Origin of the sequence: Thermosynechococcus sp. TG215, from assembly GCF_031583455.1 — a bacterium.
Lineage (GTDB): Bacteria > Cyanobacteriota > Cyanobacteriia > Thermosynechococcales > Thermosynechococcaceae > Thermosynechococcus.
This window is the reverse complement of the sequence record NZ_CP134178.1, coordinates 1,280,989-1,303,613: the sequence shown is the minus strand read 5'-3', so window position 1 is coordinate 1,303,613 and position 22,625 is coordinate 1,280,989. Positions and strand designations below refer to the sequence as shown.

The 22,625-nt window shown below is 54.7% G+C and carries 38 protein-coding genes and 1 tRNA gene; 34 read left to right on the top strand and 5 right to left on the bottom strand.

Annotated features, from left to right (window positions below; all coding sequences use genetic code 11):
* Positions 1 to 2 precede the first annotated feature (2 nt).
* Both RHJ02_RS06260 and tgt read right to left on the bottom strand, forming a co-directional pair.
* The gene (locus RHJ02_RS06260) at positions 3 to 476 is read right to left on the bottom strand and encodes a DUF2752 domain-containing protein (RefSeq protein WP_206201517.1); all 474 of its coding nucleotides are present in this window, start codon (positions 474 to 476) and stop codon (positions 3 to 5) included.
* On the bottom strand, positions 460 to 1,596 hold the full coding sequence (tgt, locus tag RHJ02_RS06255; RefSeq protein ID WP_206201516.1) for a tRNA guanosine(34) transglycosylase Tgt: 1,137 nt from the start codon (positions 1,594 to 1,596) through the stop codon (positions 460 to 462). Before tgt ends, RHJ02_RS06260 begins: the two co-directional genes overlap by 17 nt.
* A 367-nt stretch (positions 1,597 to 1,963) precedes the next feature.
* On the opposite strand from tgt, the gene rplC reads away from it, so the two are divergent.
* From rplC to aguB, 32 genes are read left to right on the top strand one after another with little or no spacing between them, the layout of a single operon-like run.
* A complete protein-coding gene (rplC, locus tag RHJ02_RS06250) occupies positions 1,964 to 2,602 on the top strand; it encodes a 50S ribosomal protein L3 (RefSeq protein ID WP_206201515.1) in 639 nt (212 codons plus the stop codon).
* Between the two features lie 16 nt (positions 2,603 to 2,618).
* The gene (gene rplD / locus RHJ02_RS06245; protein WP_302676457.1) at positions 2,619 to 3,251 is read left to right on the top strand and encodes a 50S ribosomal protein L4; all 633 of its coding nucleotides are present in this window, start codon (positions 2,619 to 2,621) and stop codon (positions 3,249 to 3,251) included.
* On the top strand, positions 3,244 to 3,546 hold the full coding sequence (locus RHJ02_RS06240) for a 50S ribosomal protein L23 (protein ID WP_206201513.1): 303 nt from the start codon (positions 3,244 to 3,246) through the stop codon (positions 3,544 to 3,546). The genes rplD and RHJ02_RS06240 overlap by 8 nt, the downstream gene beginning before the upstream one ends.
* Before the next feature lie 11 nt (positions 3,547 to 3,557).
* Positions 3,558 to 4,424 carry a 50S ribosomal protein L2 gene (rplB, locus tag RHJ02_RS06235; protein ID WP_302676458.1) on the top strand — a complete coding sequence of 289 codons (867 nt, stop codon included), beginning with the start codon at positions 3,558 to 3,560 and terminating at the stop codon, positions 4,422 to 4,424.
* A gap of 22 nt (positions 4,425 to 4,446) precedes the next feature.
* Positions 4,447 to 4,725, top strand: a complete 279-nt coding sequence (gene rpsS / locus RHJ02_RS06230) for a 30S ribosomal protein S19 (RefSeq protein WP_011055940.1) — start codon at positions 4,447 to 4,449, stop codon at positions 4,723 to 4,725.
* Between the two features lie 30 nt (positions 4,726 to 4,755).
* Positions 4,756 to 5,124 (top strand): 50S ribosomal protein L22, encoded by a 369-nt coding sequence (gene rplV / locus RHJ02_RS06225; RefSeq protein WP_011055941.1) that lies wholly within the window; start codon positions 4,756 to 4,758, stop codon positions 5,122 to 5,124.
* A gap of 12 nt (positions 5,125 to 5,136) precedes the next feature.
* Positions 5,137 to 5,853, top strand: coding sequence for a 30S ribosomal protein S3 (rpsC, locus tag RHJ02_RS06220; RefSeq protein WP_149817906.1), 717 nt, complete (start codon positions 5,137 to 5,139; stop codon positions 5,851 to 5,853).
* A 14-nt stretch (positions 5,854 to 5,867) separates the two neighbouring features.
* Positions 5,868 to 6,299 (top strand): 50S ribosomal protein L16, encoded by a 432-nt coding sequence (gene rplP / locus RHJ02_RS06215; RefSeq protein ID WP_149817904.1) that lies wholly within the window; start codon positions 5,868 to 5,870, stop codon positions 6,297 to 6,299.
* Between the two features lie 2 nt (positions 6,300 to 6,301).
* Entirely contained in the window at positions 6,302 to 6,514 is a 213-nt protein-coding gene (rpmC, locus tag RHJ02_RS06210) for a 50S ribosomal protein L29 (RefSeq protein WP_206201511.1), read from the top strand.
* Positions 6,514 to 6,762 carry a 30S ribosomal protein S17 gene (gene rpsQ, locus RHJ02_RS06205; RefSeq protein ID WP_011055945.1) on the top strand — a complete coding sequence of 83 codons (249 nt, stop codon included), beginning with the start codon at positions 6,514 to 6,516 and terminating at the stop codon, positions 6,760 to 6,762. Before rpmC ends, rpsQ begins: the two co-directional genes overlap by 1 nt.
* Positions 6,763 to 6,774: 12 nt before the next feature.
* Entirely contained in the window at positions 6,775 to 7,143 is a 369-nt protein-coding gene (gene rplN / locus RHJ02_RS06200) for a 50S ribosomal protein L14 (RefSeq protein ID WP_149817900.1), read from the top strand.
* Positions 7,143 to 7,496, top strand: a complete 354-nt coding sequence (gene rplX / locus RHJ02_RS06195; protein WP_225901675.1) for a 50S ribosomal protein L24 — start codon at positions 7,143 to 7,145, stop codon at positions 7,494 to 7,496. The genes rplN and rplX overlap by 1 nt, the downstream gene beginning before the upstream one ends.
* 57 nt (positions 7,497 to 7,553) lie before the next feature.
* On the top strand, positions 7,554 to 8,099 hold the full coding sequence (gene rplE, locus RHJ02_RS06190) for a 50S ribosomal protein L5 (RefSeq protein ID WP_206201510.1): 546 nt from the start codon (positions 7,554 to 7,556) through the stop codon (positions 8,097 to 8,099).
* Between the two features lie 29 nt (positions 8,100 to 8,128).
* Positions 8,129 to 8,530, top strand: coding sequence for a 30S ribosomal protein S8 (gene rpsH, locus RHJ02_RS06185; RefSeq protein WP_149817898.1), 402 nt, complete (start codon positions 8,129 to 8,131; stop codon positions 8,528 to 8,530).
* Positions 8,531 to 8,548: 18 nt separating this feature from the next.
* Entirely contained in the window at positions 8,549 to 9,112 is a 564-nt protein-coding gene (gene rplF, locus RHJ02_RS06180) for a 50S ribosomal protein L6 (protein ID WP_206201509.1), read from the top strand.
* Entirely contained in the window at positions 9,113 to 9,475 is a 363-nt protein-coding gene (gene rplR / locus RHJ02_RS06175) for a 50S ribosomal protein L18 (RefSeq protein WP_206201508.1), read from the top strand.
* A gap of 11 nt (positions 9,476 to 9,486) precedes the next feature.
* A complete protein-coding gene (gene rpsE / locus RHJ02_RS06170; protein WP_011055952.1) occupies positions 9,487 to 10,011 on the top strand; it encodes a 30S ribosomal protein S5 in 525 nt (174 codons plus the stop codon).
* 13 nt (positions 10,012 to 10,024) lie between these two features.
* A complete protein-coding gene (gene rplO, locus RHJ02_RS06165; protein ID WP_206201507.1) occupies positions 10,025 to 10,489 on the top strand; it encodes a 50S ribosomal protein L15 in 465 nt (154 codons plus the stop codon).
* Between the two features lie 12 nt (positions 10,490 to 10,501).
* Complete coding sequence (gene secY / locus RHJ02_RS06160) at positions 10,502 to 11,812, top strand: preprotein translocase subunit SecY (RefSeq protein WP_206201506.1); 1,311 nt, start codon at positions 10,502 to 10,504, stop codon at positions 11,810 to 11,812.
* Positions 11,812 to 12,399: an adenylate kinase gene (locus RHJ02_RS06155; protein ID WP_206201505.1), complete on the top strand. Its 588-nt coding sequence runs from the start codon at positions 11,812 to 11,814 to the stop codon at positions 12,397 to 12,399. The genes secY and RHJ02_RS06155 overlap by 1 nt, the downstream gene beginning before the upstream one ends.
* The gene (gene infA / locus RHJ02_RS06150; protein ID WP_011055956.1) at positions 12,392 to 12,616 is read left to right on the top strand and encodes a translation initiation factor IF-1; all 225 of its coding nucleotides are present in this window, start codon (positions 12,392 to 12,394) and stop codon (positions 12,614 to 12,616) included. Before RHJ02_RS06155 ends, infA begins: the two co-directional genes overlap by 8 nt.
* A 60-nt stretch (positions 12,617 to 12,676) precedes the next feature.
* Positions 12,677 to 12,790 (top strand): 50S ribosomal protein L36, encoded by a 114-nt coding sequence (rpmJ, locus tag RHJ02_RS06145; protein ID WP_011055957.1) that lies wholly within the window; start codon positions 12,677 to 12,679, stop codon positions 12,788 to 12,790.
* A 33-nt stretch (positions 12,791 to 12,823) separates the two neighbouring features.
* Positions 12,824 to 13,204: a 30S ribosomal protein S13 gene (gene rpsM, locus RHJ02_RS06140; protein WP_024125578.1), complete on the top strand. Its 381-nt coding sequence runs from the start codon at positions 12,824 to 12,826 to the stop codon at positions 13,202 to 13,204.
* Between the two features lie 42 nt (positions 13,205 to 13,246).
* Positions 13,247 to 13,639 (top strand): 30S ribosomal protein S11, encoded by a 393-nt coding sequence (gene rpsK, locus RHJ02_RS06135; RefSeq protein WP_011055959.1) that lies wholly within the window; start codon positions 13,247 to 13,249, stop codon positions 13,637 to 13,639.
* Between the two features lie 29 nt (positions 13,640 to 13,668).
* Positions 13,669 to 14,634, top strand: a complete 966-nt coding sequence (locus RHJ02_RS06130; protein ID WP_206201504.1) for a DNA-directed RNA polymerase subunit alpha — start codon at positions 13,669 to 13,671, stop codon at positions 14,632 to 14,634.
* A gap of 22 nt (positions 14,635 to 14,656) precedes the next feature.
* Complete coding sequence (gene rplQ, locus RHJ02_RS06125) at positions 14,657 to 15,007, top strand: 50S ribosomal protein L17 (RefSeq protein ID WP_206201503.1); 351 nt, start codon at positions 14,657 to 14,659, stop codon at positions 15,005 to 15,007.
* A gap of 6 nt (positions 15,008 to 15,013) precedes the next feature.
* Positions 15,014 to 15,868 (top strand): tRNA pseudouridine(38-40) synthase TruA, encoded by an 855-nt coding sequence (gene truA, locus RHJ02_RS06120; protein WP_206201502.1) that lies wholly within the window; start codon positions 15,014 to 15,016, stop codon positions 15,866 to 15,868.
* A 16-nt stretch (positions 15,869 to 15,884) separates the two neighbouring features.
* The gene (gene rplM / locus RHJ02_RS06115; protein WP_024125583.1) at positions 15,885 to 16,343 is read left to right on the top strand and encodes a 50S ribosomal protein L13; all 459 of its coding nucleotides are present in this window, start codon (positions 15,885 to 15,887) and stop codon (positions 16,341 to 16,343) included.
* 1 nt (position 16,344) lies between these two features.
* Positions 16,345 to 16,758, top strand: coding sequence for a 30S ribosomal protein S9 (gene rpsI, locus RHJ02_RS06110; protein ID WP_149817876.1), 414 nt, complete (start codon positions 16,345 to 16,347; stop codon positions 16,756 to 16,758).
* Between the two features lie 39 nt (positions 16,759 to 16,797).
* The gene (rpmE, locus tag RHJ02_RS06105; protein ID WP_149817874.1) at positions 16,798 to 17,073 is read left to right on the top strand and encodes a 50S ribosomal protein L31; all 276 of its coding nucleotides are present in this window, start codon (positions 16,798 to 16,800) and stop codon (positions 17,071 to 17,073) included.
* A 9-nt stretch (positions 17,074 to 17,082) separates the two neighbouring features.
* Positions 17,083 to 18,108 (top strand): agmatine deiminase family protein, encoded by a 1,026-nt coding sequence (locus tag RHJ02_RS06100; RefSeq protein WP_310800562.1) that lies wholly within the window; start codon positions 17,083 to 17,085, stop codon positions 18,106 to 18,108.
* Complete coding sequence (gene aguB, locus RHJ02_RS06095; protein ID WP_310800561.1) at positions 18,105 to 18,962, top strand: N-carbamoylputrescine amidase; 858 nt, start codon at positions 18,105 to 18,107, stop codon at positions 18,960 to 18,962. The genes RHJ02_RS06100 and aguB overlap by 4 nt, the downstream gene beginning before the upstream one ends.
* On the opposite strand, the gene RHJ02_RS06090 is transcribed toward aguB, so the two are convergent.
* Entirely contained in the window at positions 18,959 to 20,293 is a 1,335-nt protein-coding gene (locus tag RHJ02_RS06090; protein WP_310800560.1) for an MFS transporter, read from the bottom strand. The two genes, aguB and RHJ02_RS06090, sit on opposite strands and share 4 nt — an antisense overlap.
* Before the next feature lie 217 nt (positions 20,294 to 20,510).
* On the opposite strand from RHJ02_RS06090, the gene RHJ02_RS06085 reads away from it, so the two are divergent.
* The gene (locus RHJ02_RS06085; RefSeq protein WP_206201497.1) at positions 20,511 to 20,768 is read left to right on the top strand and encodes a spore coat U domain-containing protein; all 258 of its coding nucleotides are present in this window, start codon (positions 20,511 to 20,513) and stop codon (positions 20,766 to 20,768) included.
* Here the strand turns inward: RHJ02_RS06085 and RHJ02_RS06080 are convergent.
* Together RHJ02_RS06080 and RHJ02_RS06075 are read right to left on the bottom strand one after the other, a co-directional pair.
* On the bottom strand, positions 20,765 to 21,136 hold the full coding sequence (locus RHJ02_RS06080; protein ID WP_206201496.1) for a ferredoxin-thioredoxin reductase catalytic domain-containing protein: 372 nt from the start codon (positions 21,134 to 21,136) through the stop codon (positions 20,765 to 20,767). The genes RHJ02_RS06085 and RHJ02_RS06080 overlap by 4 nt on opposite strands.
* 77 nt (positions 21,137 to 21,213) lie before the next feature.
* Positions 21,214 to 21,286: transfer RNA gene (locus tag RHJ02_RS06075), tRNA-Ile, on the bottom strand.
* A 125-nt stretch (positions 21,287 to 21,411) separates the two neighbouring features.
* Between RHJ02_RS06075 and RHJ02_RS06070 the strand changes: the two genes are divergently transcribed.
* Positions 21,412 to 22,563 (top strand): cysteine desulfurase family protein, encoded by a 1,152-nt coding sequence (locus RHJ02_RS06070; protein ID WP_206201495.1) that lies wholly within the window; start codon positions 21,412 to 21,414, stop codon positions 22,561 to 22,563.
* Positions 22,564 to 22,625 lie beyond the last annotated feature (62 nt).

Sequence of the window (22,625 nt, the reverse complement as noted above, 5' to 3'; positions counted from 1 at the left end):
GATTAACTCCTCAGAAAGATGTTTTTTAGGGGATTGATATAAAATTCCCCGGTGTGAAATAGGCTGTACAGCCGCAAACCATAGTAGCCAAGATAAATCACCCCTAGCCACCACCAGTTTTGAATGCGTTCATTGATGTAGCGAAAGGGGGTGTGCTGCAATCGCCGGCCAGTTTTCAGCTCTAGGCCTATAAAAACCGCCATCACCGTAAATGCGAGAAAGAGCACAGGGCCAAAGAGATGCATTCTCAGGGCATCTTCAACATTGCCGCGAGCGATCGCCATAAAGGAACGGGTCAGACCGCAGCCTGGACAGGGAATACCCGTTGTTGCTCGAAAAAGACAAAGTAAAAAAGGCGGCGTCCCCGTATGGTTAAAGAGTGCCGCTCCCACTAAAGGTGCTGTGGTCAGTCCCAAAAAGCCCCAGCGGCTCAAGCGTTCCTGCCTTGATAAAACGGCATCAGAGAAGCGCAGCATCCGGTTCCTCGGCATTCACCAACAGTCGCTGCTCCCATTCTGCCGCAAACGCCACAAATCGCTCCTCTAAAATGGCTTGGCGTGCTGCTTGGGTGAACCGAATCAGTTCCGTCACATTATGAATCGAGAGTAAGGTGTAGGCCAGTAGCTCCTTGGCACGCACTAAATGACTTAGGTAGGCTCGGCTAAAGGTGGTGCAGGTATAGCAGGGACAGGTGGGATCCAAGGGTTCATAATCGCGGCGAAAGCGAGCATTTTTTAGGTTCCAGCGCTGCCCTTGGACAATGGCACAGCCGTGGCGAGCCAAGCGGGTGGGAATCACACAGTCAAAGAGATCGACCCCGGCAGCGATCGCCCGCAACATTTCTAAGTGAGTTCCCACCCCCATCAAATAACGTGGCTTATGGGCAGGCAAGAGGGGAGCCGTCACCGCCACAATTTCATGCATGGCACTGTTGGGTTCCCCCACACTCACGCCACCAATGGCATAGCCCGCCAAGTCATAGGGCAGCATCGCCGCAGCACATTCTCGCCGCAGATCGGCATACACTCCCCCTTGCACAATGGCAAAGAGGGCTTGATCGGATCGTTGCTTTGCAGCAATGCAGCGCTCTAGCCAATGCAGGGTGCGTTGCGTCGCTTGGATCACTGCCTGCCGGCTTGCAGGATAGGGGGGGCACTCATCAAAGGCCATGATCACATCTGCCCCCAAGGCCTCTTGAATGGCGATCGCCCGCTCGGGTGACAGTTCAATGATTTGACCATCGTGGGGTGAACGAAACACCACCCCCTGATCGGAAATTTGCCGCATTTCGCTGAGGCTAAAGACCTGAAACCCCCCCGAATCCGTGAGAATTGGCCCTGACCAGCCCATAAAACGGTGCAGCCCCCCCGCTGCGGCCACAATGTCTTCCCCCGGTTGCAGGTGCAAATGGTAGGTGTTGGCCAAAACCATTTGAGCGCCCGCCGCCTTGAGGTGTTCTGGGGTGAGGGTTTTCACATTCGCTAAAGTACCCACGGGCATAAAACGCGGCGTTGCCACTGCGCCATGGGGGGTGTGAAACAGGCCTGCCCGCGCTTGGGTATGGGCACAGTCCTGCTGGCAGACAAATTCAAACACGCTGCTGGATCCACAAGAAGGCGTAAAAAATGTTACCAAATGCCTAGACAAACCCACAATCGCTGATCTATGATTAAAACTTGTGACCAAAAACGGATACTGAGTGGGCGCGATCGCCTCAACCCCCTTAAGTCCTTGGTTCCACTGATCCAGGGGTGGCAGCGTGTTCGCAACTTGCAATCATAGCCTTGCCATCTTTACCTGCGCCTGTCCTTGATCAACGATGGATGCGCCTTGAGCGTCATCGTCTTGACCGTGTAACTGCTGGGTCAATCCACCATTCCTAACTGTAGGAATCTGCCGAGGTGTAGCCTACGGGCTGCCTCTCGCTGTTTTGTTGTGATTCGTATTTTTAAGGAACGCGATCGTGACAGTTGGTATTTTAGGGACAAAGTTGGGCATGACCCAAATCTTTGACGAGGCGGGTCGATCTGTCCCCATTACGGTGGTACAAGCGGGGCCGTGTCCGATCACACAAATCAAAACCCCCCAAACCGACGGCTACACGGCCATTCAAGTGGCCTACGGCGAAGTGCGGCAGAAAAACCTGAGTCGCCCCGAGCGCGGCCACCTCAACAAATCGCAAACGCCCCCCATGCGTCATCTGCGGGAATTTCGCCTCGAAGATGCCTCTGCCTATCAATTGGGTCAGGCCATCACCGTTGATATTTTTAGTCCGGGGCAGCTTGTGGATGTCCACGGCACCAGCATTGGCCGAGGCTTTGCGGGCTATCAAAAACGCCACAATTTTAAGCGCGGTCCAATGGCGCATGGCTCGAAAAACCACCGTCTGCCCGGTTCCACTGGGGCAGGAACCACCCCGGGTCGGGTTTTCCCCGGCAAGCGGATGGCCGGTCGCATGGGCAATACGGCAGTCACCATTCGCAAATTGCAGGTGGTGCGCGTTGATCCTGAGCGCAACTTAATCCTGATCAAAGGGGCACTACCGGGTAAACCGGGGGCACTGGTGAGCATTACCCCCGCCAAGGTTGTCGGTCGCAAATAAGGGCTGGAGAGTAGTTATGGTTGCATGTGTGGTTAAAGACTGGCAGGGTGCCGACAGTGGTGAAGCCACCCTTGATCTAACGACGGCAAAACCTGAAACCGCCAGTCATATTGTTCATCGTGCCCTTGTGCGGCAGTTAGCCAATGCTCGGCAGGGAACCGTTTCCACCAAAACCCGTGCCGAAGTGCGCGGCGGCGGTCGCAAACCTTGGCGGCAAAAAGGAACAGGGCGTGCCCGTGCTGGTTCGATTCGTTCTCCCCTCTGGCGGGGGGGCGGTGTGATCTTTGGTCCTAAGCCCCGCGACTACAGCCAAAAAATGAATCGTAAGGAGCGGCGGCTTGCCCTGCGCACAGCCCTGATGAGCCGCGTTGAAGACTTGATTGTGGTTCAAGACTTTGCCGATCACTTGCCCCGTCCCAAAACCAAGGAACTGGTGACGGCGCTGCAACGCTGGGGCATTGAGCCAGAGCAAAAGGTGCTGCTACTGGTGGAAGACATTGCCGAAATGGTGGCACTCTCGGCGCGAAATGTGCCCACCCTGAAACTCCTGCGTGCCGATCAATTGAATGTTTTTGATTTACTCTATGCCGATCGCATTGTTGCCACCACTGGCGCGATCGCCAAAATTCAGGAGGTGTACGGTGACTAAAGTCCAACCCCGCGCCCTTGCGGATCTCATCAAGCGCCCCATCATCACAGAGAAGGCCACGATTTTATTGGAAAACAATCAATACAGCTTCGATGTGGACCGGCGCGCCACCAAACCGCAAATCAAGGCTGCGATTGAAGAACTCTTTAACGTCAAAGTTACAGCAGTGAATACCTATCATCTGCCCCCTAAAGAGCGCCGTGTGGGTCGGTTTGTTGGTCATCGTCCTCGCTACAAGCGGGCGATCGTCACCCTTGCCCCCGACAGCAAGATCGTTCTCTTCCCCGAAGTTTAACGGAGTAGATCATGGGCATTCGCGTTTACCGACCCTACACCCCCGGCGTTCGCCAAAAAACTGTTTCTGACTTTGCTGAAATTACCACCGACAAGCCCGAAAAGTCGCTGACCCGTGGCTTCAAGCGCGACAAAGGCCGCAACAATCGCGGTGTCATTACCAGTCGGCGGCGGGGGGGTGGCCACAAGCGTCGCTATCGTATTGTGGATTTTCGCCGCAGTAGCAAGCTCAATGTCCCCGCCAAAGTGGCAACTGTGGAGTACGATCCCAACCGCAATGCCCGCATTGCTCTGCTCCACTATCGCGATGGCGAGAAACGCTACATCATCCATCCTCGAGATTTGACCCCCGGCACCGAGGTTATTGCCAGTCCCGATGCCCCTATTGAAGTGGGTAACTCCCTTCCTCTGGGCAAAATTCCCTTGGGTACCAGTGTGCACAATGTGGAAATTATCCCCGGTCGCGGTGCGCAAATGGTGCGAGCTGCTGGTGCGATGGCACAAGTAGTGGCCAAAGAAGGGGATATGGTCACCCTCAAGCTTCCCTCGGGTGAAGTGCGGCTCTTCCGCAAGGAGTGCTATGCCACCATTGGCCAAGTGGGGAATGTTGAAGCCAACAACATCAGCTTAGGGAAAGCGGGTCGCAATCGCTGGAAAGGTCGTCGTCCGAAGGTGCGCGGTTCGGTGATGAACCCGGTGGATCACCCCCACGGTGGGGGTGAAGGACGCGCCCCCATTGGTCGTCCTGGGCCTGTCACGCCTTGGGGTAAACCCACCCTTGGCTACAAAACTCGCAAGAAGAAAAAACTCAGCGATGCTCTCATCGTGCGGCGTCGTAAGAAGTCTTCCAAGCGGGGTCGCGGTGGTCGTCAGTCTTAGGTTTTTGCGGAGAAGTTAGGTTATGGGACGTTCATTAAAAAAAGGCCCCTTTGTGGCGGATCATCTCTTACGCAAGATTGAAGCCCTCAATGAGCGCAATGCCAAGGAAGTGATCAAAACGTGGTCGCGTGCCTCAACGATTGTGCCAGAAATGATTGGCCACACGATCGCCGTCCATAACGGCAAGCAGCACGTGCCCGTGTACATCACTGAGCAGATGGTGGGTCACAAACTGGGGGAATTTGCCCCCACCCGCAACTTCCGCAGTCATGTTAAGGGCGATAAAAAAGCCCGCCATTGATTCTCTTGTTCGCGTCTGGGATAGCCGTCTATGGTTTCTACCTCTTCTCCTACTGCCCGTGCCTGCGCCAAGTATGTCCGCATGTCACCCCACAAGGTGCGGCGGGTACTGGATCAACTGCGGGGTCGCACCTACCGCGATGCCCTGATTATGCTGCGCTTTATGCCCTATCGTGCCTGTGAGCCGATTACAAAGGTCTTGCGATCGGCGGCAGCCAATGCCACCCACAATTTAGGCTTGGATCCCGCCACCTTGGTAATTAGTCAAGCCTATGCCGATCAAGGGCCTTGCCTGAAGCGATTTCGCCCTCGCGCCCAGGGCCGCGCTTACCAAATTCGCAAGCCCACCTGCCACATCACGATTGCTGTGGCGCCCCAAAACACTGCTGACGAATCGTAGAAGGATACCATCGTGGGACAGAAGATTCATCCAATTGGCTTTCGCCTCGGCATTACACAAGAACATCGCTCCCGCTGGTACGCCGATAGCGATCGCTATCCTGAGCTATTACAGGAGGATCACCGCATCCGCACGTTTATTAACAAGCAACTGGCCAACGCTGGCATTGCGGAAGTGCGCATTGAGCGCAAAGCGGATCAAGTGGAGTTGCAAATTCGCACCGCTCGTCCCGGCGTCGTCGTTGGTAAAGGCGGCCAAGGGATTGAGGAACTGCGCAAGCAACTGCGGCAGATGCTCCCTAGCAACCGCACGATCAAAGTGAACGTGGTGGAAGTCAACCGTGTCGATGCTGAGGCCAGCCTCTTGGCGGAATACATCACCCAGCAACTAGAGCGACGGGTGGCCTTCCGACGCGCCGTGCGCCAAGCCATTCAGCGGGCACAGCGAGCAGGCATTGAGGGGATCAAAGTCCAAGTGGCGGGTCGCCTGAATGGGGCGGAAATTGCCCGTACCGAGTGGACACGGGAGGGTCGCGTTCCTCTGCATACCCTACGGGCAGACATTGACTATGCCTACCGCACCGCCCGCACAATCTACGGCATTTTGGGCGTGAAAGTGTGGATCTTCAAAGGTGAGGTACTGCCGGGACAAACCGAAGCCGTAACACGGGAACCCAGTCGCCGCAGTCCCCAACGCCGCCTACCCCAATTTGAAAATCGCTCTAACTAACAGGGAAGCCAGCGATGTTAAGTCCAAAGCGTACAAAATTTCGCAAACAGCAGCGGGGTCGCATGACGGGGGTTGCCAGTCGCGGTAACTCTATCCACTTTGGCGACTATGCCCTTCAAGCCCTTGAACCCGCTTGGATCACCTCACGGCAAATTGAGGCTGGCCGTCGTGCCATGACCCGCTATATCCGCCGCGGTGGCAAAATCTGGATTCGCATTTTCCCCGATAAGCCCGTGACAATGCGGCCTGCCGAAACGCGGATGGGGTCAGGGAAAGGCTCACCGGAATACTGGGTGGCAGTGGTCAAACCCGGTCGCATTATGTATGAAATTGCCGGTGTGCCGGAGGCGGTTGCCCGCGAAGCCATGCGCCTTGCTGCCTACAAAATGCCGATCAAGACCCGTTTTCTGGTGCGCAATCAAGAAGAGGAACAACAGGAGGGTTAAGAATGGCACTGACAAAAATGAAAGACCTGCGGGAACTGAGTGATCAAGAGGTGAGCGATCGCATTGCCGCCATTAAAAAAGAACTCTTTGATCTCCGCTTCAAAAAAGCCACCCGCCAAGAGGTCAAGCCCCATCAATTTAAGCATCTGCGCCACGAGTTGGCACAGCTTTTAACCCTTGAGAATGAACGTCGCCGCAGTGGAGGCCAAGACTAATGGCAGTTAAAGAACGTGTTGGCGTCGTCGTCAGCGACAAAATGCAAAAAACCGTCGTCGTTGCCGTCGAAAACCGCGCCCCCCACCCCAAGTACGGCAAAATTGTCGTCAAAACCCGCCGCTACAAAGCCCATGATGAAAATAACGAAGCCAAAGTGGGCGATCGCGTGCGCATTCGGGAAACCCGTCCCCTGAGTCGCACCAAGCGTTGGGTCATTGCCGAGATTCTCAGTCCTCGCACTGCCTAAGGAGAGCCAGCCATGATTCAACAGGAAACCTATCTCAACGTTGCCGACAATAGCGGCGCCAAAAAGCTCCTCTGCATCCGTGTGCTCGGCGGCGGTAACCGTCGCTACGGCAGTGTCGGCGATGTGATCATTGCCACCGTCAAAGATGCCACCCCCAATATGGCCGTGAAAAAATCCGATGTGGTTCGCGCTGTCATTGTGCGCACCCGCAAAACCATCCGCCGTGAAAGTGGCATGAGCATTCGCTTTGATGACAATGCCGCTGTCTTGATCAACCAAGAGGGTAACCCTCGCGGTACCCGTGTCTTTGGTCCTGTGGCTCGTGAACTGCGGGATAAAAACTTTACGAAAATTGTTTCATTGGCACCGGAGGTACTCTAATGGCGGCCAAGAAAGCAAACAAAAAGCCAGTGCGCTATCGCATGCACGTGAAAAAAGGGGACACGGTTCAAGTCATCGCTGGCAGCGACAAAGCTAAAGTCGGCGAAGTCCTTGCGGTCTTCCCCAAAACCAGTCAGGTGATTGTCAAAGGGGTGAACCTGAAAACCAAACATGTGAAGCCCCGCCAAGAGGGAGAATCCGGCCAAATCATCACCAAGGAGGCTCCCATCTACAGTTGTAAAGTGATGCTCTACTCCACCAAGCACAACGTGGCCAGCCGCATCTGTTACACCTACACCGAAGATGGCCGTAAGGTGCGGATGCTCAAGAAAACTGGCGAAATCATTGATTAGGTCTAACCCGTTTTCCCTCTCTGACCCAGCCCAGAGAATGCCCCTAGGAGAAGCCCCATGTCCCAACGCCTCAAAGATCACTACAACAAAACCGTTGTGCCGCAGCTCATGCAGCAGTTTCAGTACAAAAACATTCACCAAGTCCCCAAGATTGTCAAAATAACCGTCAACCGCGGTCTGGGGGAAGCGGCGCAAAATGCCAAAGCCCTTGAAGCCACCATTGCCGAAATTGCCACGATTACGGGACAAAAGCCCGTGGTCACCCGCGCCAAGAAGGCGATCGCTGGCTTCAAAATTCGCAAAGGCATGCCCGTTGGTGTGGCCGTGACGCTGCGATCCGATCGCATGTATGCCTTTTTGGATCGCTTGATTAACTTGGCACTGCCACGGATCCGTGACTTTCGCGGTGTCAACCCCAAAAGCTTTGATGGCCGAGGCAACTACACCCTAGGTTTGCGCGAGCAACTGATTTTCCCCGAAGTCAACTACGACGACATTGATCAAATTCGCGGCATGGATGTCTCAATCATCACCACTGCCAATACTGATGAAGAAGGACGCGCCCTGCTCAAAGCAATGGGCATGCCGTTCCGTGAGAACTAACGCCGGAGGCAGATTTTTAAGGAGCAACTATGGCAGTAAATGACACGATTGGCGATATGCTAACTCGCATCCGCAACGCAAACCTTGCGCGTCATCAAACCACCACCATTCCGGCCACGCGCATGACCCGCAGTATTGCGCAGGTGCTGAAAGCGGAAGGGTTTATTCGCGATTTTGAAGAGCAAGGGGACGGCATCAAACGGCATCTTGTGGTTTCCCTAAAATATCGCGGTAAGCAGCGCCAGCCGATTATTACTGCGCTCAAGCGGGTGAGCAAACCCGGTCTGCGCGTCTATGCCAATTCCCGTGAGTTGCCCCGGGTGCTCGGTGGCATCGGCATTGCCATCATCTCCACCTCTAGCGGCATCATGACTGATCGCGAGGCACGGAAGCAGGGCATTGGCGGCGAAGTACTCTGTTACGTTTGGTAAGCTCGGAGGAAGTCCCACATGTCTCGTATTGGCAAGCGTCCCATCCCCCTGCCAAAGAATGTTACCCTCACCCTAGACGGGCAGCAGGTCACGGTCAAAGGCCCCAAGGGTCAACTGAGTCGGGTTTTGCCGCCCGAGGTGAATGTTGCCCAAGAGGGCGAAAATATTGTTGTCAAACGCCGCGATGATTCTCGACCTGCTAAAGAACGCCACGGCCTCTGCCGCACGCTATTGGCCAACATGGTGGAAGGCGTCTCCCAAGGGTTTACGAAAAAGCTGGAGATTCAAGGGGTCGGTTACCGCGCCCAACTCCAAGGCAAAACCCTTGTCCTCAGTATGGGCTACAGCCACCCCGTTGAGATTGTGCCACCTGAGGGCATTACCCTAGAAATTGAGGACAACCAAGGTAAAAAAGTGCAGCAGGGTACGATTGTCCTTGTCAGTGGCATTGATAAAGAACTAGTCGGCAACACCTCTGCCCGTATTCGCGCTGTACGTCCCCCTGAACCCTACAAAGGCAAGGGCATTCGCTATATGGGTGAATTTGTGCGTCGTAAAGTTGGTAAGACAGGGAAGAAATAGATGAAACAAACTCGTACTGCGGCTCGCCAAAGTCGGCATCAGCGCATTCGCCGCAAAGTCAAAGGTACCAGCGATCGCCCCCGCCTCGCTGTCTTTCGTTCTCATCAGCATATCTATGCCCAGGTGATTGATGACACCCGGCACCATACCCTTGTGGCCGCTTCCAGTGTTGAGCCAGAACTGCGGCAAAAGCTGGGGGATGGCAGCACCTGTGCCGCCTCTATTGAAGTGGGGCGACTAATTGCAGAGCGTGCCAAAGCCGCTGGCATTGAGCGCGTTGTCTTTGATCGCGGTGGCAATCTCTACCATGGTCGTGTCAAGGCCTTGGCGGATGCCGCCCGTGAAGCTGGACTAGACTTTTAGAGGATGACCCGATGGCAAATCGTCGTAAAAACCCCCGCAAAGTTGAAAAAGAAACCGACTGGCAAGAGCGGGTCGTCCAGATCCGCCGCGTCTCCAAAGTAGTCAAAGGCGGTAAGAAACTGAGCTTCCGCGCCATTGTGGTTGTTGGCAACGAGCGTGGCCAAGTGGGTGTGGGCGTCGGTAAGGCTGCCGATGTCATTGGTGCAGTGCGCAAAGGTGTGGCCGATGGCAAAAAGCACCTGATTGATGTCCCGATCACCAAGTCCAACTCTATTCCCCACCCCACTTTTGGCGAAGGCGGTGCTGCCCGCGTCATGATTCGCCCCGCTGCACCGGGAACCGGGGTAATTGCTGGTGGCTCTGTGCGCACCGTTCTAGAACTAGCAGGGGTACGCAACGTGCTGGCCAAACAACTAGGCTCCAGCAACCCCCTCAACAATGCCCGCGCCGCCCTCGAAGCCCTTGCGGCCTTGCGCACCTTCCAAGAAGTTGCCGAGGAGCGGGAAATCCCCATTGAAAACCTCTATAGCAAATAGGTAGGAGTTGTCCATGCGGTTTCAAGATCTGCACCCCCAAGCGGGATCGCGACGACGCAAACGGCGGATTGGTCGGGGCATTGCCGCAGGTCAAGGGGCAAGTGGTGGCTTTGGGATGCGCGGGCAAAAATCCCGTTCTGGTCGCCCTACCCGTCCCGGCTTTGAAGGCGGTCAAAACCCCCTCTACCGTCGTCTCCCCAAACTCAAGCACTTTCCCCTCGTCAACCGGAAGGTTTACACTACGATCAACGTGGGTCGTCTCAATACCCTACCCGCCAATAGTGTAGTGACGGTTGAGTCTCTCCTTGAGACTGGCATTCTCACCACCGCCAAATATCCCCTCAAAGTGCTGGGGGATGGTGAGCTAAACGTCAAGCTAGAGGTTCATGCCGCTGCCTTTAGTGGCAGTGCCCGCAGCAAGATTGAAGCTGCTGGTGGGGTATGTGTGGAGACCTCCGTTGCTGCCGACAGTGAATAGAGGAACCCCAATATGATTGTGAATCGCGGCAAGGCACCCACTGCCCAAGAAACCTTTATGCAGATGGCTCAAGCGGCTGGTCTGCGGGGTCGACTCCTGATCACCATTGGGCTATTGATCTTGGTACGGCTGGGGATTTATCTACCCATTCCGGGGATCGATCGCGCCGTTTTTGCCCAGAGCGTCCAAGATAATGCCGTGATTCGCTTCCTCGACATCTTTTCAGGCGGTGGCCTCTCTGCCCTTGGGATTTTTGCCCTCGGCATTCTGCCCTATATTAACGCCTCCATCATCATGCAATTGCTGACTGCTGCTCTCCCCTCCTTGGAGCGGCTGCAAAAGGATGAGGGAGAAGCCGGCCGCCGCAAAATTTCCCAAATTACTCGCTACGTGGCTGTGGGCTGGGCAGTTCTGCAAAGTTTTGGCATTGCCATTTTTGTCAGTTCCATTCCCGGTGCGGCTTTGCATCCGGGGGCGTGGTTTGTTGCTGAAATTGTCCTTGGCCTGACCGCTGGCTCAATGGTGGTGATGTGGATTTCGGAATTGATTACTGAGCGGGGCGTGGGTAATGGAGCCTCACTCTTGATCTTTTTGAGCATTGTTGCCTACTTGCCTGCCTCAGTGGGTCAGACGATCGCCCTCGCCGAAAGTGGGGGCAATATTGGCGGCATCGTTATTTTGGTGGCCGTCTTTTTGGCCATGATTGTCGGCATTGTCTTTGTGCAAGAGGGGACTCGCCGCATCCCCATTGTTTCGGCACGTCGCCAAGTGGGGCGCAAACTCTACCGCGAGCAAACCAGTTACCTGCCCCTGCGCTTAAACCAAGGGGGGGTGATGCCAATTATCTTTGCCTCAGCGGTACTCATTCTGCCTTCCACCTTGGCGCAGTTTACCCGCAACGAACTCGTGGCACGACTGGCCAGCTATGTTTCCCCCGCAGGTCCTACCCCATGGGCATATGTGATTTTCTACTTGCTCTTGATTCTCTTCTTTAGCTACTTTTACGCTTCTTTGATTGTCAACCCTGTGGATATGTCCCAAAACCTGAAAAAGATGGGCGCTAGTATTCCGGGAATTCGACCGGGGAAAGCCACCTCTGATTACCTAGAGCGGGTTCTCAACCGCCTGACATTCCTAGGGGCGATCTTTTTGGGTCTGGTGGCGATTATTCCCACGGCAGTCGAAAGTGCAACCAAAGTAACAACATTTCAAGGGCTGGGGGCGACCTCCCTGTTGATCTTGGTGGGGGTGGCCATTGACACCTCAAAACAGATTCAAACCTATGTGATTTCACAACGTTATGAGGGGATGGTGAAGCAGTAATGCGCTTAATTTTGTTTGGCGGCCCTGGTTCGGGCAAAGGGACACAGGCAGCAATTCTGACCACACTTTTGGGGATTCCCCATATTTCTACAGGGGATATTCTGCGGGCAGAGCGAGCTGCGGGCACCCCCCTCGGTCAACAGGCTCAAAGCTACATGGATCGCGGTGAACTGGTACCGGATCAGGTGATTGTGGATATGGTGGCCAATCGCTTGCAACAGCCAGATACGGCTGCGGGTTGGCTTTTGGACGGTTTTCCCCGCAATGTGGTACAAGCAGCAGTCTTTGAGGAGATGCTCAAAAGCATTCACCAAGACTATGATTACTTGCTCTTCTTAGATGTGCCTGCTGCGATTCTCCAGGAACGCGCCCTCAAGCGTGCTCAGCAAGCGGCCAATGGTCAGCAGCGCTCCGATGATACCCCTGAAACCATCCTCAAGCGGGTACAGGTCTATGAGCGGGAAACCCTACCGATGATTCAACAGTACATGAGTCATCCCAAGTTTGTGCACATTGATGGAACACGTACGATCGAAGAGGTAACTGCTGCCATTCAAGCACGTATTGGGGAGGTGAACCGTGTCTAAACAGGATGCTATTGAAATTGAAGGGACAGTGACCGAGTCATTGCCCAACGCCATGTTTCGGGTGGATCTGGACAATGGCTTTAATGTCCTTGCCCATATTTCCGGTAAGATTCGCCGCAACTACATCAAAATTTTGCCGGGCGATCGCGTGAAGGTGGAATTGACCCCCTATGACCTGACCAAAGGGCGGATTACCTATCGCCTGCGCAAAAAGTAGTTTGATCTTTGTTGGCCACTCTGCTAAGATATAAAATTTGCGACTACATGAGCAACTGATATGAAAGTAAGAGCATCGGTACGGCGTATTTGTGAAAAATGCCGCGTCATTCGGCGACGTGGTCGGGTCATGGTGATCTGCACCAATCCGAAACACAAGCAGCGCCAAGGGTAACCCACTGTTGTTGCACACATAGGAACTAGATTCATGGCTCGTATTGCTGGTGTTGATTTACCCCGCGACAAACGCATTGAAATTGCCCTCACCTACATCTATGGCATCGGCTTGACCCGCTCCAAGGAAATTTTGGCAAAAACGGGTGTTAACCCAGATACCCGCACTCGCGATTTGACGGATGCCGATATTGCGGCACTGCGGGCTGCGATTGACGAGTACCAAGTGGAAGGGGATCTGCGCCGTCTCGAGGCCATGAATATCAAGCGGCTCATGGACATTGGCTGCTACCGCGGGCGGCGGCATCGCCTTGGATTGCCGGTTCGTGGTCAGCGCACCCGTACCAATGCGCGCACCCGTCGTGGTGGTCGTCGCACTGTGGCGGGTAAGAAAAAACCCGCTGCTAAGAAATAAGTTTTTCCGCTCCTACTACCTGATTCACGGTTTGGATAGATTATGGCACCCTCTGCAAAACGCTCTGGCCCTCGTAAGCAAAAGCGCAATGTCCCCAGTGGCGTTGCCCACATTCAGTCCACATTTAATAACACGATTGTCTCAATTACCGACCCCAATGGTGAGGTGATTGCTTGGGCCTCCGCTGGCTCCAGTGGTTTCAAAGGTGCCAAAAAAGGCACACCCTTTGCAGCTCAAACTGCTGCTGATAATGCAGCTCGCCGTGCCATTGATCAGGGAATGCGGCAAATTGAGGTCATGGTGAGTGGTCCCGGTTCTGGTCGCGAGACAGCGATTCGGGCGTTGCAAGCCGCAGGTCTAGAAATTACCCTCATTCGGGATGTGACCCCCATTCCCCACAATGGTTGCCGTCCCCCCAAACGGCGGCGGGTTTAGGTTCGTTTGGGTCACTTGGGAGCACAGTTATGGCATATCAAATTGAATGTTTGGAAACACGGGTTGAGGAGGATCAAGGGCAGTACGGCCAATTTGCGCTGTACCCCCTCGCCCCCGGTCAAGGGATTACGGTGGGGAATGCCCTGCGGCGGGTTCTTCTTGCCAACTTACCCGGTAGTGCCGTGACAGCGGTGCGCATTGCCGGTGTGAATCATGAGTTTTCAACAATTCCCGGTGTGCGCGAAGATGTCATGGACATTTTGCTGCAAATGAAGCAGTTGGTGATTCGCAGCCACACCTCAGAACCCCAAATGGGTCGCCTTTTTGCCCAAGCCCCTGAGAATGAGCCATTGACGGTTACTGCTGGCATGGTGCAACTTGGCTCTGAAGTGGAAGTGGTCAACCCCAACCACTATATTGCCACGCTGATGCCGGGGGCAACCTTGGAGATGGAATTCAAGATTGAACAGGATCGTGGCTATCGCTCGGTGGAGCGGGTACGGGACGATCGCCTTGCCTTGGACTATCTGCAATTGGATGCGGTCTTTATGCCCGTGCGGCGGGTCAACTATACCGTTGATTCGGTGCGCAGTGCGGGTGCAGAGGGCGATCGCCAGCTCCAAGACTATCTAAAACTGGAAATCTGGACGAATGGCAGCTTGACCCCCCAAGATGCCCTCAATCAGGCGGCAACGATTCTCGTGGATCTCTTTAGCCCCTTGAAGGAAGTGCCCCTGCACACCTCTGAGGCCACCACCACCGATGAGCATGACGAAACGGGACAAATTCCCATTGAGCAACTCAATTTGTCGGTGCGTGCCTACAACTGTCTCAAGCGTGCCCAAGTCAATACGGTCGCTGACCTCCTTGAGTATTCCCAAGAAGAGCTACTGGAGATCAAAAACTTCGGTCAAAAGTCTGCCGAGGAAGTGATCGAAGCACTGCAAAAACACTTGGGCATTACACTACCGCCCCAAAAAGCTGCCCGTAACTAGAGAGATTGAATGAGGTTTGTCTATGCGTCACCAACGTCGGGTTCCCCAGCTAGGACTGCCAGCCGATCAACGAAAAGCACTGCTGCGGGCACTGACCACTGAATTGATTCGCCATGGCCGCATTACCACCACCAAAGCGCGGGCAAAGGCGGTACGCGCAGAGGCGGAGCGGATGATCACCTTGGCAAAGGATGGCTCCTTGGCGGCACGGCGGCGTGCCCTTGGCTATCTCTACGATAAGCAACTGGTGCATGCTCTGTTTGCCCAAGCTCCAGAGCGCTATGGCGATCGCAAGGGTGGCTATACCCGCATTATCCGCAGTGTGCGGCGGCGGGGTGATAATGCCGAATTGGCGGTCATTGAACTGGTGTAGCAGGCAATGATGACGGCGATCGCACCTCCTCAGAGCGGCCAACGCTTGGCACTGCTTATTCAGTACCAGGGCACCCATTTCCACGGCTGGCAACGGCAGGTGGGACAGCGCACAGTACAGGAGGTGATTGAGCAGGCGATCGCCAGTGTTGTCAATCATCCCGTCTCTGTTGTCGCAGCCGGTCGCACCGATACAGGGGTTCATGCTGCTGGTCAAGTGGCTCACGTCACGGTCAACTCGCCCATTCCCGTTCATCGTTGGCCGGGGATTCTCAATGCTCGCTTGCCCGCCGATGTGGTGATTCGTGCGGCGGCGGTGGTGCCCGATCACTGGCATGCCCGTTTCTCGGCGCTGTGGCGTCGCTATCGCTATACCCTCTATACCGATCCCTGCCCCAATATCTTTTTGCGCCCTTGGACATGGCACTACTACTATGCCCCCTTAGATGTGGAAAAAATGGCAGCCGTGCTTCAGCCATTGTTGGGGCGGCATCACCTCAGTGCCTTTCACCGTTCGGGCTCGAATCGTGCCCATTCTTGGGTGGAGGTGCAGGCGGTGAGCTGCCAGCGGCGCGGTGCCCTTGTGGAAATTGAGGTGCAAGCTTCGGGGTTTCTCTACGGCATGATGCGCCTGTTGGTGGGACTCTTGGTACAGGTGGGGCAAGGCCAGCGATCGCCCGCCAGTTTTACGGAAATTTGGCAGCAGGAGCAACGCCACCTCGTCAAGTATGCTGCCCCCCCTGTAGGCCTTTGTCTATTGGGGGTGGGTTATCCTGAATCGCCTTTCCCCCTTGCCCTGTGCACCGAGGCGATGCCCCAGTTTCAGTTAGCCTCCATTAGCCCTGAATTGTCCATTGCATAGAATCATGGAGTTTGTGATGACCAGTACCGTAAAGACACCACTGCCCGCCGTGGATGACCTTGCTCCCCAGTGGTATGTCATTGATGCCGCTGATCAACGCTTGGGTCGGCTAGCCGCAGAAATTGCCCGTATTCTCAGGGGTAAAAACAAAGCCATTTACACCCCCCACATGGACACGGGTGACTTTGTGATTGTCATCAATGCCGAGAAAGTCACCGTCACCGGCAGAAAACGCTCCCAAAAACTCTACCGTCGTCACTCGGGACGCCCCGGCGGCATGAAAATTGAAACCTTTGATCAACTGCAAGCCCGCATTCCCGAGCGGATTATTGAGCATGCTGTCAAAGGGATGCTGCCGAAAAATTCCCTTGGCCGTAAACTCTTTACCAAGCTGAAAGTTTATGCTGGGCCAGAGCATCCCCACCAAGCGCAAAAACCCCAGCCTTTGACCATTAACACGATTCCGGGAGCCTAACATGCAGATTGCTGATCAGTCTAAGCGGGTAGTTTATTTGGGAACCGGTCGCCGTAAGTCGGCGGTGGCACGGGTGCGCCTGATCCCCGGTAGCGGTCAACTGTTGATCAATGGCCGCAATGGGGCTGACTACCTGCAAAACAACCCCACCTATCTCAACTTGGTGAAAGCCCCCCTTGAAACCCTTGGCCTTGAAAGTAGCTATGATATTTATGTCAATGCCACGGGGGGTGGTTTGACGGGGCAAGCAGATGCCATTCGTTTAGGGATTGCCCGCGCCCTGTGTCAACTGGACATCGAAAACCGCAAGCCGCTGAAAACGGAAGGCTATCTCACCCGCGATCCCCGTGCCAAGGAGCGGCGTAAATACGGTCTGCGCAAAGCCCGCAAAGCCCCCCAATACTCAAAACGTTAGGATTTTCGTCTTTTACTTCTCGTTTGTGGTGAGACGCCTATGCCAAAACCGAACATTCATCCCCAGTGGTATCCCGAAGCCAAAGTCTATTGTGACGGTGAAGTAGTGATGACCGTGGGTTCCACGAAACCCGAACTGCACGTGGATATCTGGTCAGGCAACCATCCCTTCTTCACGGGTACTCAGAAAATCGTTGACGCTGAAGGGCGGGTGGAACGCTTCCGCCGGAAATACAGCGGTGCCAAACCCCAGCAAACTGCTAAAGGGAAAAAAGCTGCCGCTAAACCTGCACCCAAAACCAACAAAAAGGGCTAATCGCTCTTCATGTCCCCCTTTTTTCAGCCGGCTGAGTGGCTGCCCCATCGCGCCTGTTGGTTAGCTTTCCCCAGTCACAAGGATTTGTGGGGAGAACTATTACCGCAGGTGCGTTTAGAATTTACTGCCCTGTGTCGCGCGATCGCTGACCCCGATCCCGTAACAGGTCAGTGCCGCGGGGAGCAACTGAAGATTCTGGTGCTAGATGAGGTGGGAGAAGCCACTGCTCGTTCTTATCTCGGGGATCTGAATCCACAGTTTTATCAGCTCCCCTTTGGTGACATTTGGCTGCGGGATACCGCTCCTGTGGGCTTAATCAATGAGGCAGGGGAGCGCCGACTCCTCTGTTTGCCCTTTAATGGTTGGGGCAAGAAGTATCAACTTCCCGGCGATAGTGACTTGGCTGTGCGCCTTGCTCTAGCCATCGGCCTCCCCTATGGGGCGATGCCGTTATTCTTGGAGGGGGGGGCGATCGAAGTGGATGGCGAAGGAACCTGCCTCACCACCCGCCAGTGCCTCCTCAACCCCAACCGCAATCCCTATTTAGACAGCGCAGAAGTGGAAGCCCGCCTCAAGCCCGCCCTTGGCGTGAGCAAAATCCTCTGGATTGAATCGGGACTGGCCAACGATCACACCGATGGTCACATCGATACGCTGGTGCGTTTTGTGGCTCCGGCAACCGTGGTTTGTATGCTGCCCGACAGCCCTGAGGATCCGAACTACGATGTCCTGCTGACGATTTATGAGCAGTTGCAAACGCTAACGGATGCCAAGGGGCGCTCCCTAGAGGTGATCCCAGTGCCTTCGCCGGGGCGGGTGACGAGTCGCAAGGGGGAGATTTTGCCCGCTAGCTACGTCAATTTTTATATTGCCAATACCACCGTTGTCGTCCCCACCTATGGTGTCGAAGCGGATGCCAAAGCGGTTGAGGCGATCGCCAAGCTCTTTCCCAGTCGCAAAACTGTTGGCCTTCCCGCACGGACGATTTTAGAAGGGGGAGGCGCCTTCCATTGCATTACTCAGCAGGAACTATGAGAACACTGACCGTTGCTGCCATTCAAGCTCAACTGACCGATGATGTTGAGACCAATATTCTGCACCTCAGTGATCTAGTGCGGCAGGCGCATCAGCAGGGGGCACAGGTCATTGTCCTGCCAGAGCTATTTGAAGGTCACTATTTTTGTAAGGAAGAGCGGGAGAGTCACTTTCAGCGGGCACACCCCGTGAAAAACCACCCAACAATTGCTCACTTTGAGGCCTTGGCGCGGGAACTGGCGGTGGTGATTCCAGTGTCCTTTTTTGAAAAGGCGGGCACCGTCTATTACAACAGTGTGGCCATGATTGATGCGGGGGGTGTCAACCTCGGTGTCTATCGCAAAAGTCATATTCCCGATGGCCCCGGCTATGAGGAAAAGTTTTACTTCCGCCCCGGCAATACAGGCTTTCGAGTCTGGCGTACCCGCTACGGCAAAATCGGTGTCGGCATCTGCTGGGATCAGTGGTTTCCAGAGGCTGCACGGGTGATGACCCTGATGGGAGCAGAAGTGCTCGTGTATCCCACTGCCATTGGTAGTGAACCCCACGATCCCAGCTTGGACACCAAAGACCCGTGGCAGCGGGTGATGGTTGGTCATGCAGTGGCAAATGTGATTCCAGTGGTGGCAGCCAACCGTGTGGGTGATGAGGGGGGGCAACTATTCTATGGCAGTTCATTTATTGCTAATCCAAGGGGAGATCTGGTGGCCGAGGCTGATCGCACCCAAGAAGCAGTGCTTGTCCATAAATTTGATTTAGAGGAAATTGAGCACCTACGGGCGGCCTATGGCTTCTTTCGCGATCGCCGACCCGGCCTCTACAAAGCCCTGTTGACTGCGGATGGTGTTAGTTAATTGCCGTGGCTTGGCTGGAGATGAAAGTGTAGGTGCTGATGAGCCTGTAGCCGATGGCAATGATCATGCTCGCTGTCGTGCTCATGGGGATGAGTGTGCCAAAAACCAGCGGGGAGATGCCGCAGGTGCCACGGTTGGGTCAACACCACAAAAGCGATGAAAAGCACCATGCTACTGAGGCCAGTATAGAAAAAATGTTGGGCTGGAAACTGACTGCCGAACCATCCCGCTAGGGGATAGGCCAAGACCCACCAAAGATGACTCCAAGCAAACTGAGCGCCATAAACCCGACCCTGCAAGTCCACGGCCACTCTCTCAGCAATTACCGTCTGCATAGGCACATTGACGAGGGTTTTACCGATACCCGCGATCGCCCACAACAGAGCGAGGGTAGGGACATTGGCACTATAGGCAGCCAGCAACGGCAGCACCGTCAGTATCCCCCCTAGGGCCATCACCACCACTGCACTCATCCTGCGACAGGAAGAACCCCAAATCACCGCAGCCAAAGTAGCACCCACACCAAATGCCGCCATAATTGAGCCGTAGGCCTGACTTCCTGCCTGTAGCGTGCCCTGAACATAGCCGACGGTATTCACCAAAATTTCCGCGCCAGCGATCGCCGCCACCAATTGCAGTAGTAATCCATAGCGAATTGCTGCATCCCACCAAAGGCACTGACTACCAACACTTAGCTCCTCAAGAAATCCGCTACGGGGGGGGACTGATCCTGCTCTAGGTACGATCAAAGCAGTGGGCAGCCCAGCAATCAACACCGCTGCAACCAAAAAGGTCAAAGCATCCAAAAAGAACACTGAACGGGTACTGCATAACGCCGCAACACTACCTGCGAGGGCTGGGCCTAAAACACTCAGGAGTTGGTACGTGGCATTCGAGAGGGCGATCGCCGGTGGGCACTCTTCAGCCGTCGTAATCAGGGGTAATGTGGCCGTGTAGGTTGGGGTAAAAAGGGCGTGAAAGCCACTCAGCAAAGCCACCACGAGATACAGTTGCCAGCCGTCAGTAACAAACGGCAAGAAGGATACCAAAACCATCCGCACAAGATGGGTAGTCACCATCAATCCCTTGCGATCCAATCGATCTGCTAAGACACCAGCAATAGGAGCCAATAGCACAAAAATGGTGACCCGCAGAGTTAAGGCAGTTGAGAGCCACAGTCCTGAATTCTCTCCTGCTAACTCAAAAGCAAGGAGTGCTAAGCCGAGCCATGTGAACGCATCCCCAATCAGATTGATCGTTTGCGCCGTATAGAGACCGGCAAAGGCTCGATTCCGTAGGCACTGCAACAGGGGAGGAAGTTGAAAGGTCATGGTGGCCACCTCAGAACCCACACGTTTACTATATCCCCCCTAGGGGGATGTCTGCCAAGGGAAATCACGGATGAACTATGATTGGCGTAGGTTGTTCTTAAATACCTGTGAGTGGTGCAGCTACATCTCAGTATCCTGCTCGCGATCGCCAGCGGCCTAGCTCTACCGACAGTTACTTTTGCAAACTGCACCATTAACAGCGTGACTGGCCTAAACTTTGGCGCCTACTGGCAATGCCGGTCGTTTTACCCCTCGACAAATGACCTCTGGCAGGGGGCGCCTTGACTACAACCTTTACATTGATGCCGCTCGCACCCAAATCTGGGGGGATGGTACCCGTGGGAGCAGTTTGCGTACCTTAGTGCCTGTGAATCATGCCCCTACAACCCTTGAAATTTTTGGTCGCATCCCCACCCGGCAGTTTGTGCCTGCGGGCATCTACAGCGATACGATTGTAGTGACACTGGAATACTAAGAAACCGTAAAGCGATTGGTTTCCTCGCGAATTTGTTCAAAGGAAATCTCCTGAGCTGTACCCGCAAAGGGATGATCCGGAGTTAAAAAGAGAAGGCAGTGACACTCCCGCCGTTCGCGCATGGGCACACAGGGGCAGTTCCAGTAGGCCGCTTCTACCTCTGCTTCTTTGTCTTCATAGTGGCGGCAGGGACACAGGGGAGAGCCATAGTCGTCTTTATGCTTGGCCAATCCTTCCAGAACAACCGCCGTTGTCCCCAAATCTGAGCAAAAGTAGGTTCCTGTGCGCTTAGCATAGGTTTCCGCAAACTTGCGCATGGCTTCAAGATTTTTGTCGGAGGCCTGTTGCGGTTTATAGGTGCTACTCATGGCAAAATTTGCGACACGAAACTTCTTTCAGTTTAGCGGAAGGCGATCGCTGGATTGGCGTTGACTGGATTAAAAGATCCAGGGTGCTGGAGTTGAACCAGCCTATGGCGAATTATGAGTTCGCTGCCTCATCCGCTCGGCCAACCCTGGGAAAATGCCTATCACTTTTCAATATAGTCCCACTTGGCGCTTTCTACCGCCAGATGGTCTGAATGGCCATTGAGTGCGGGGTTCCTTGCTAGGCTAAAGGAGAAGGGGTTTCAAGAAGACTGGGGATGAAGCCAATTTACTTAGATGGACTGGCAACCACACCGGTGGATCCCCAAGTACTGGCAGCCATGTTGCCCTATTTTAGCGATCGCCCCGGCAATGCCAGTAATCGTGCCCATGCCTATGGTTGGGAGGCCGCCGCCGCCATTGATCTTGCCCGTGAAACGATTGCCGCAGCCATCCATGCCCATCCCGAAGAAATCATTTTCACCAGTGGTGCCACTGAAGCAGACAACTTGGCAATCAAGGGGGTGGCTGAAGCCTACTACAGTCGCGGTCGCCATATCATTACCGTGCAGACAGAACACAATGCAGTGCTCGCTCCCTGTCGCTATTTGGAGTCCCTTGGCTTTCGGGTGACCTATCTAGGGGTGAATGAGAAAGGGTTCATTGATCTGGCTGAGTTAGAGCAAGCCTTTACCCATGAGACCATCTTGGTATCCGTGATGGCTGCCAATAATGAAATTGGGGTGCTCCAACCCTTGGCCGAGATTGGTCGCCGCTGTCGCGATCGCGGGGTACTCTTCCACACCGATGCCGCTCAAGCCTTGGGCAAAATTCCCTTGGATGTTCAGGCGCTTCAGGTGGATCTCATGTCCCTGACTGCCCATAAACTCTACGGACCAAAGGGCATTGGTGCCCTCTATGTGCGGCGCGATCGCCCCCGCGTCCAACTTGCGCCTCAACTTCATGGTGGCAGTCAAGAACAGGGCTGGCGATCCGGAACCTTGGCCACCCCCCTCATTGTCGGCTTTGGGGTAGCAGTACGACTCGCTCAGGAACGTCAAGCCACGGATATTCCCCATCTGCGGCACCTGAAAGAACGGCTGTGGCAGGGCTTAGCCTCCCTTGGAGACATTTATCTCAATGGTGATTGGCAACAGAGTTTACCCAACTGTCTCAATGTCAGTATTGGTGGGGTTGAGGGCAATGCCCTCCTACAGTCGATTTATCCCCATGTTGCCCTCTCAACGGGGGCAGCCTGTAGTAGCGACAAACCAACACCGTCTCACGTTCTGCTTGCCTTGGGGCGATCGCCCACCCTTGCTCATGCTTCGCTGCGATTTGGTTTATTACGTACCACCACAGAGACCGAGATTGATTTAGCGCTTCAGCAGATTCACCACAGCATTCAACAACTACGCCACCAGAGTTGACGCTCATCCCGGTAACGCTATGCCTAACGGCAGGCTTAGGCCAACGCGTATAGCAGGAGATT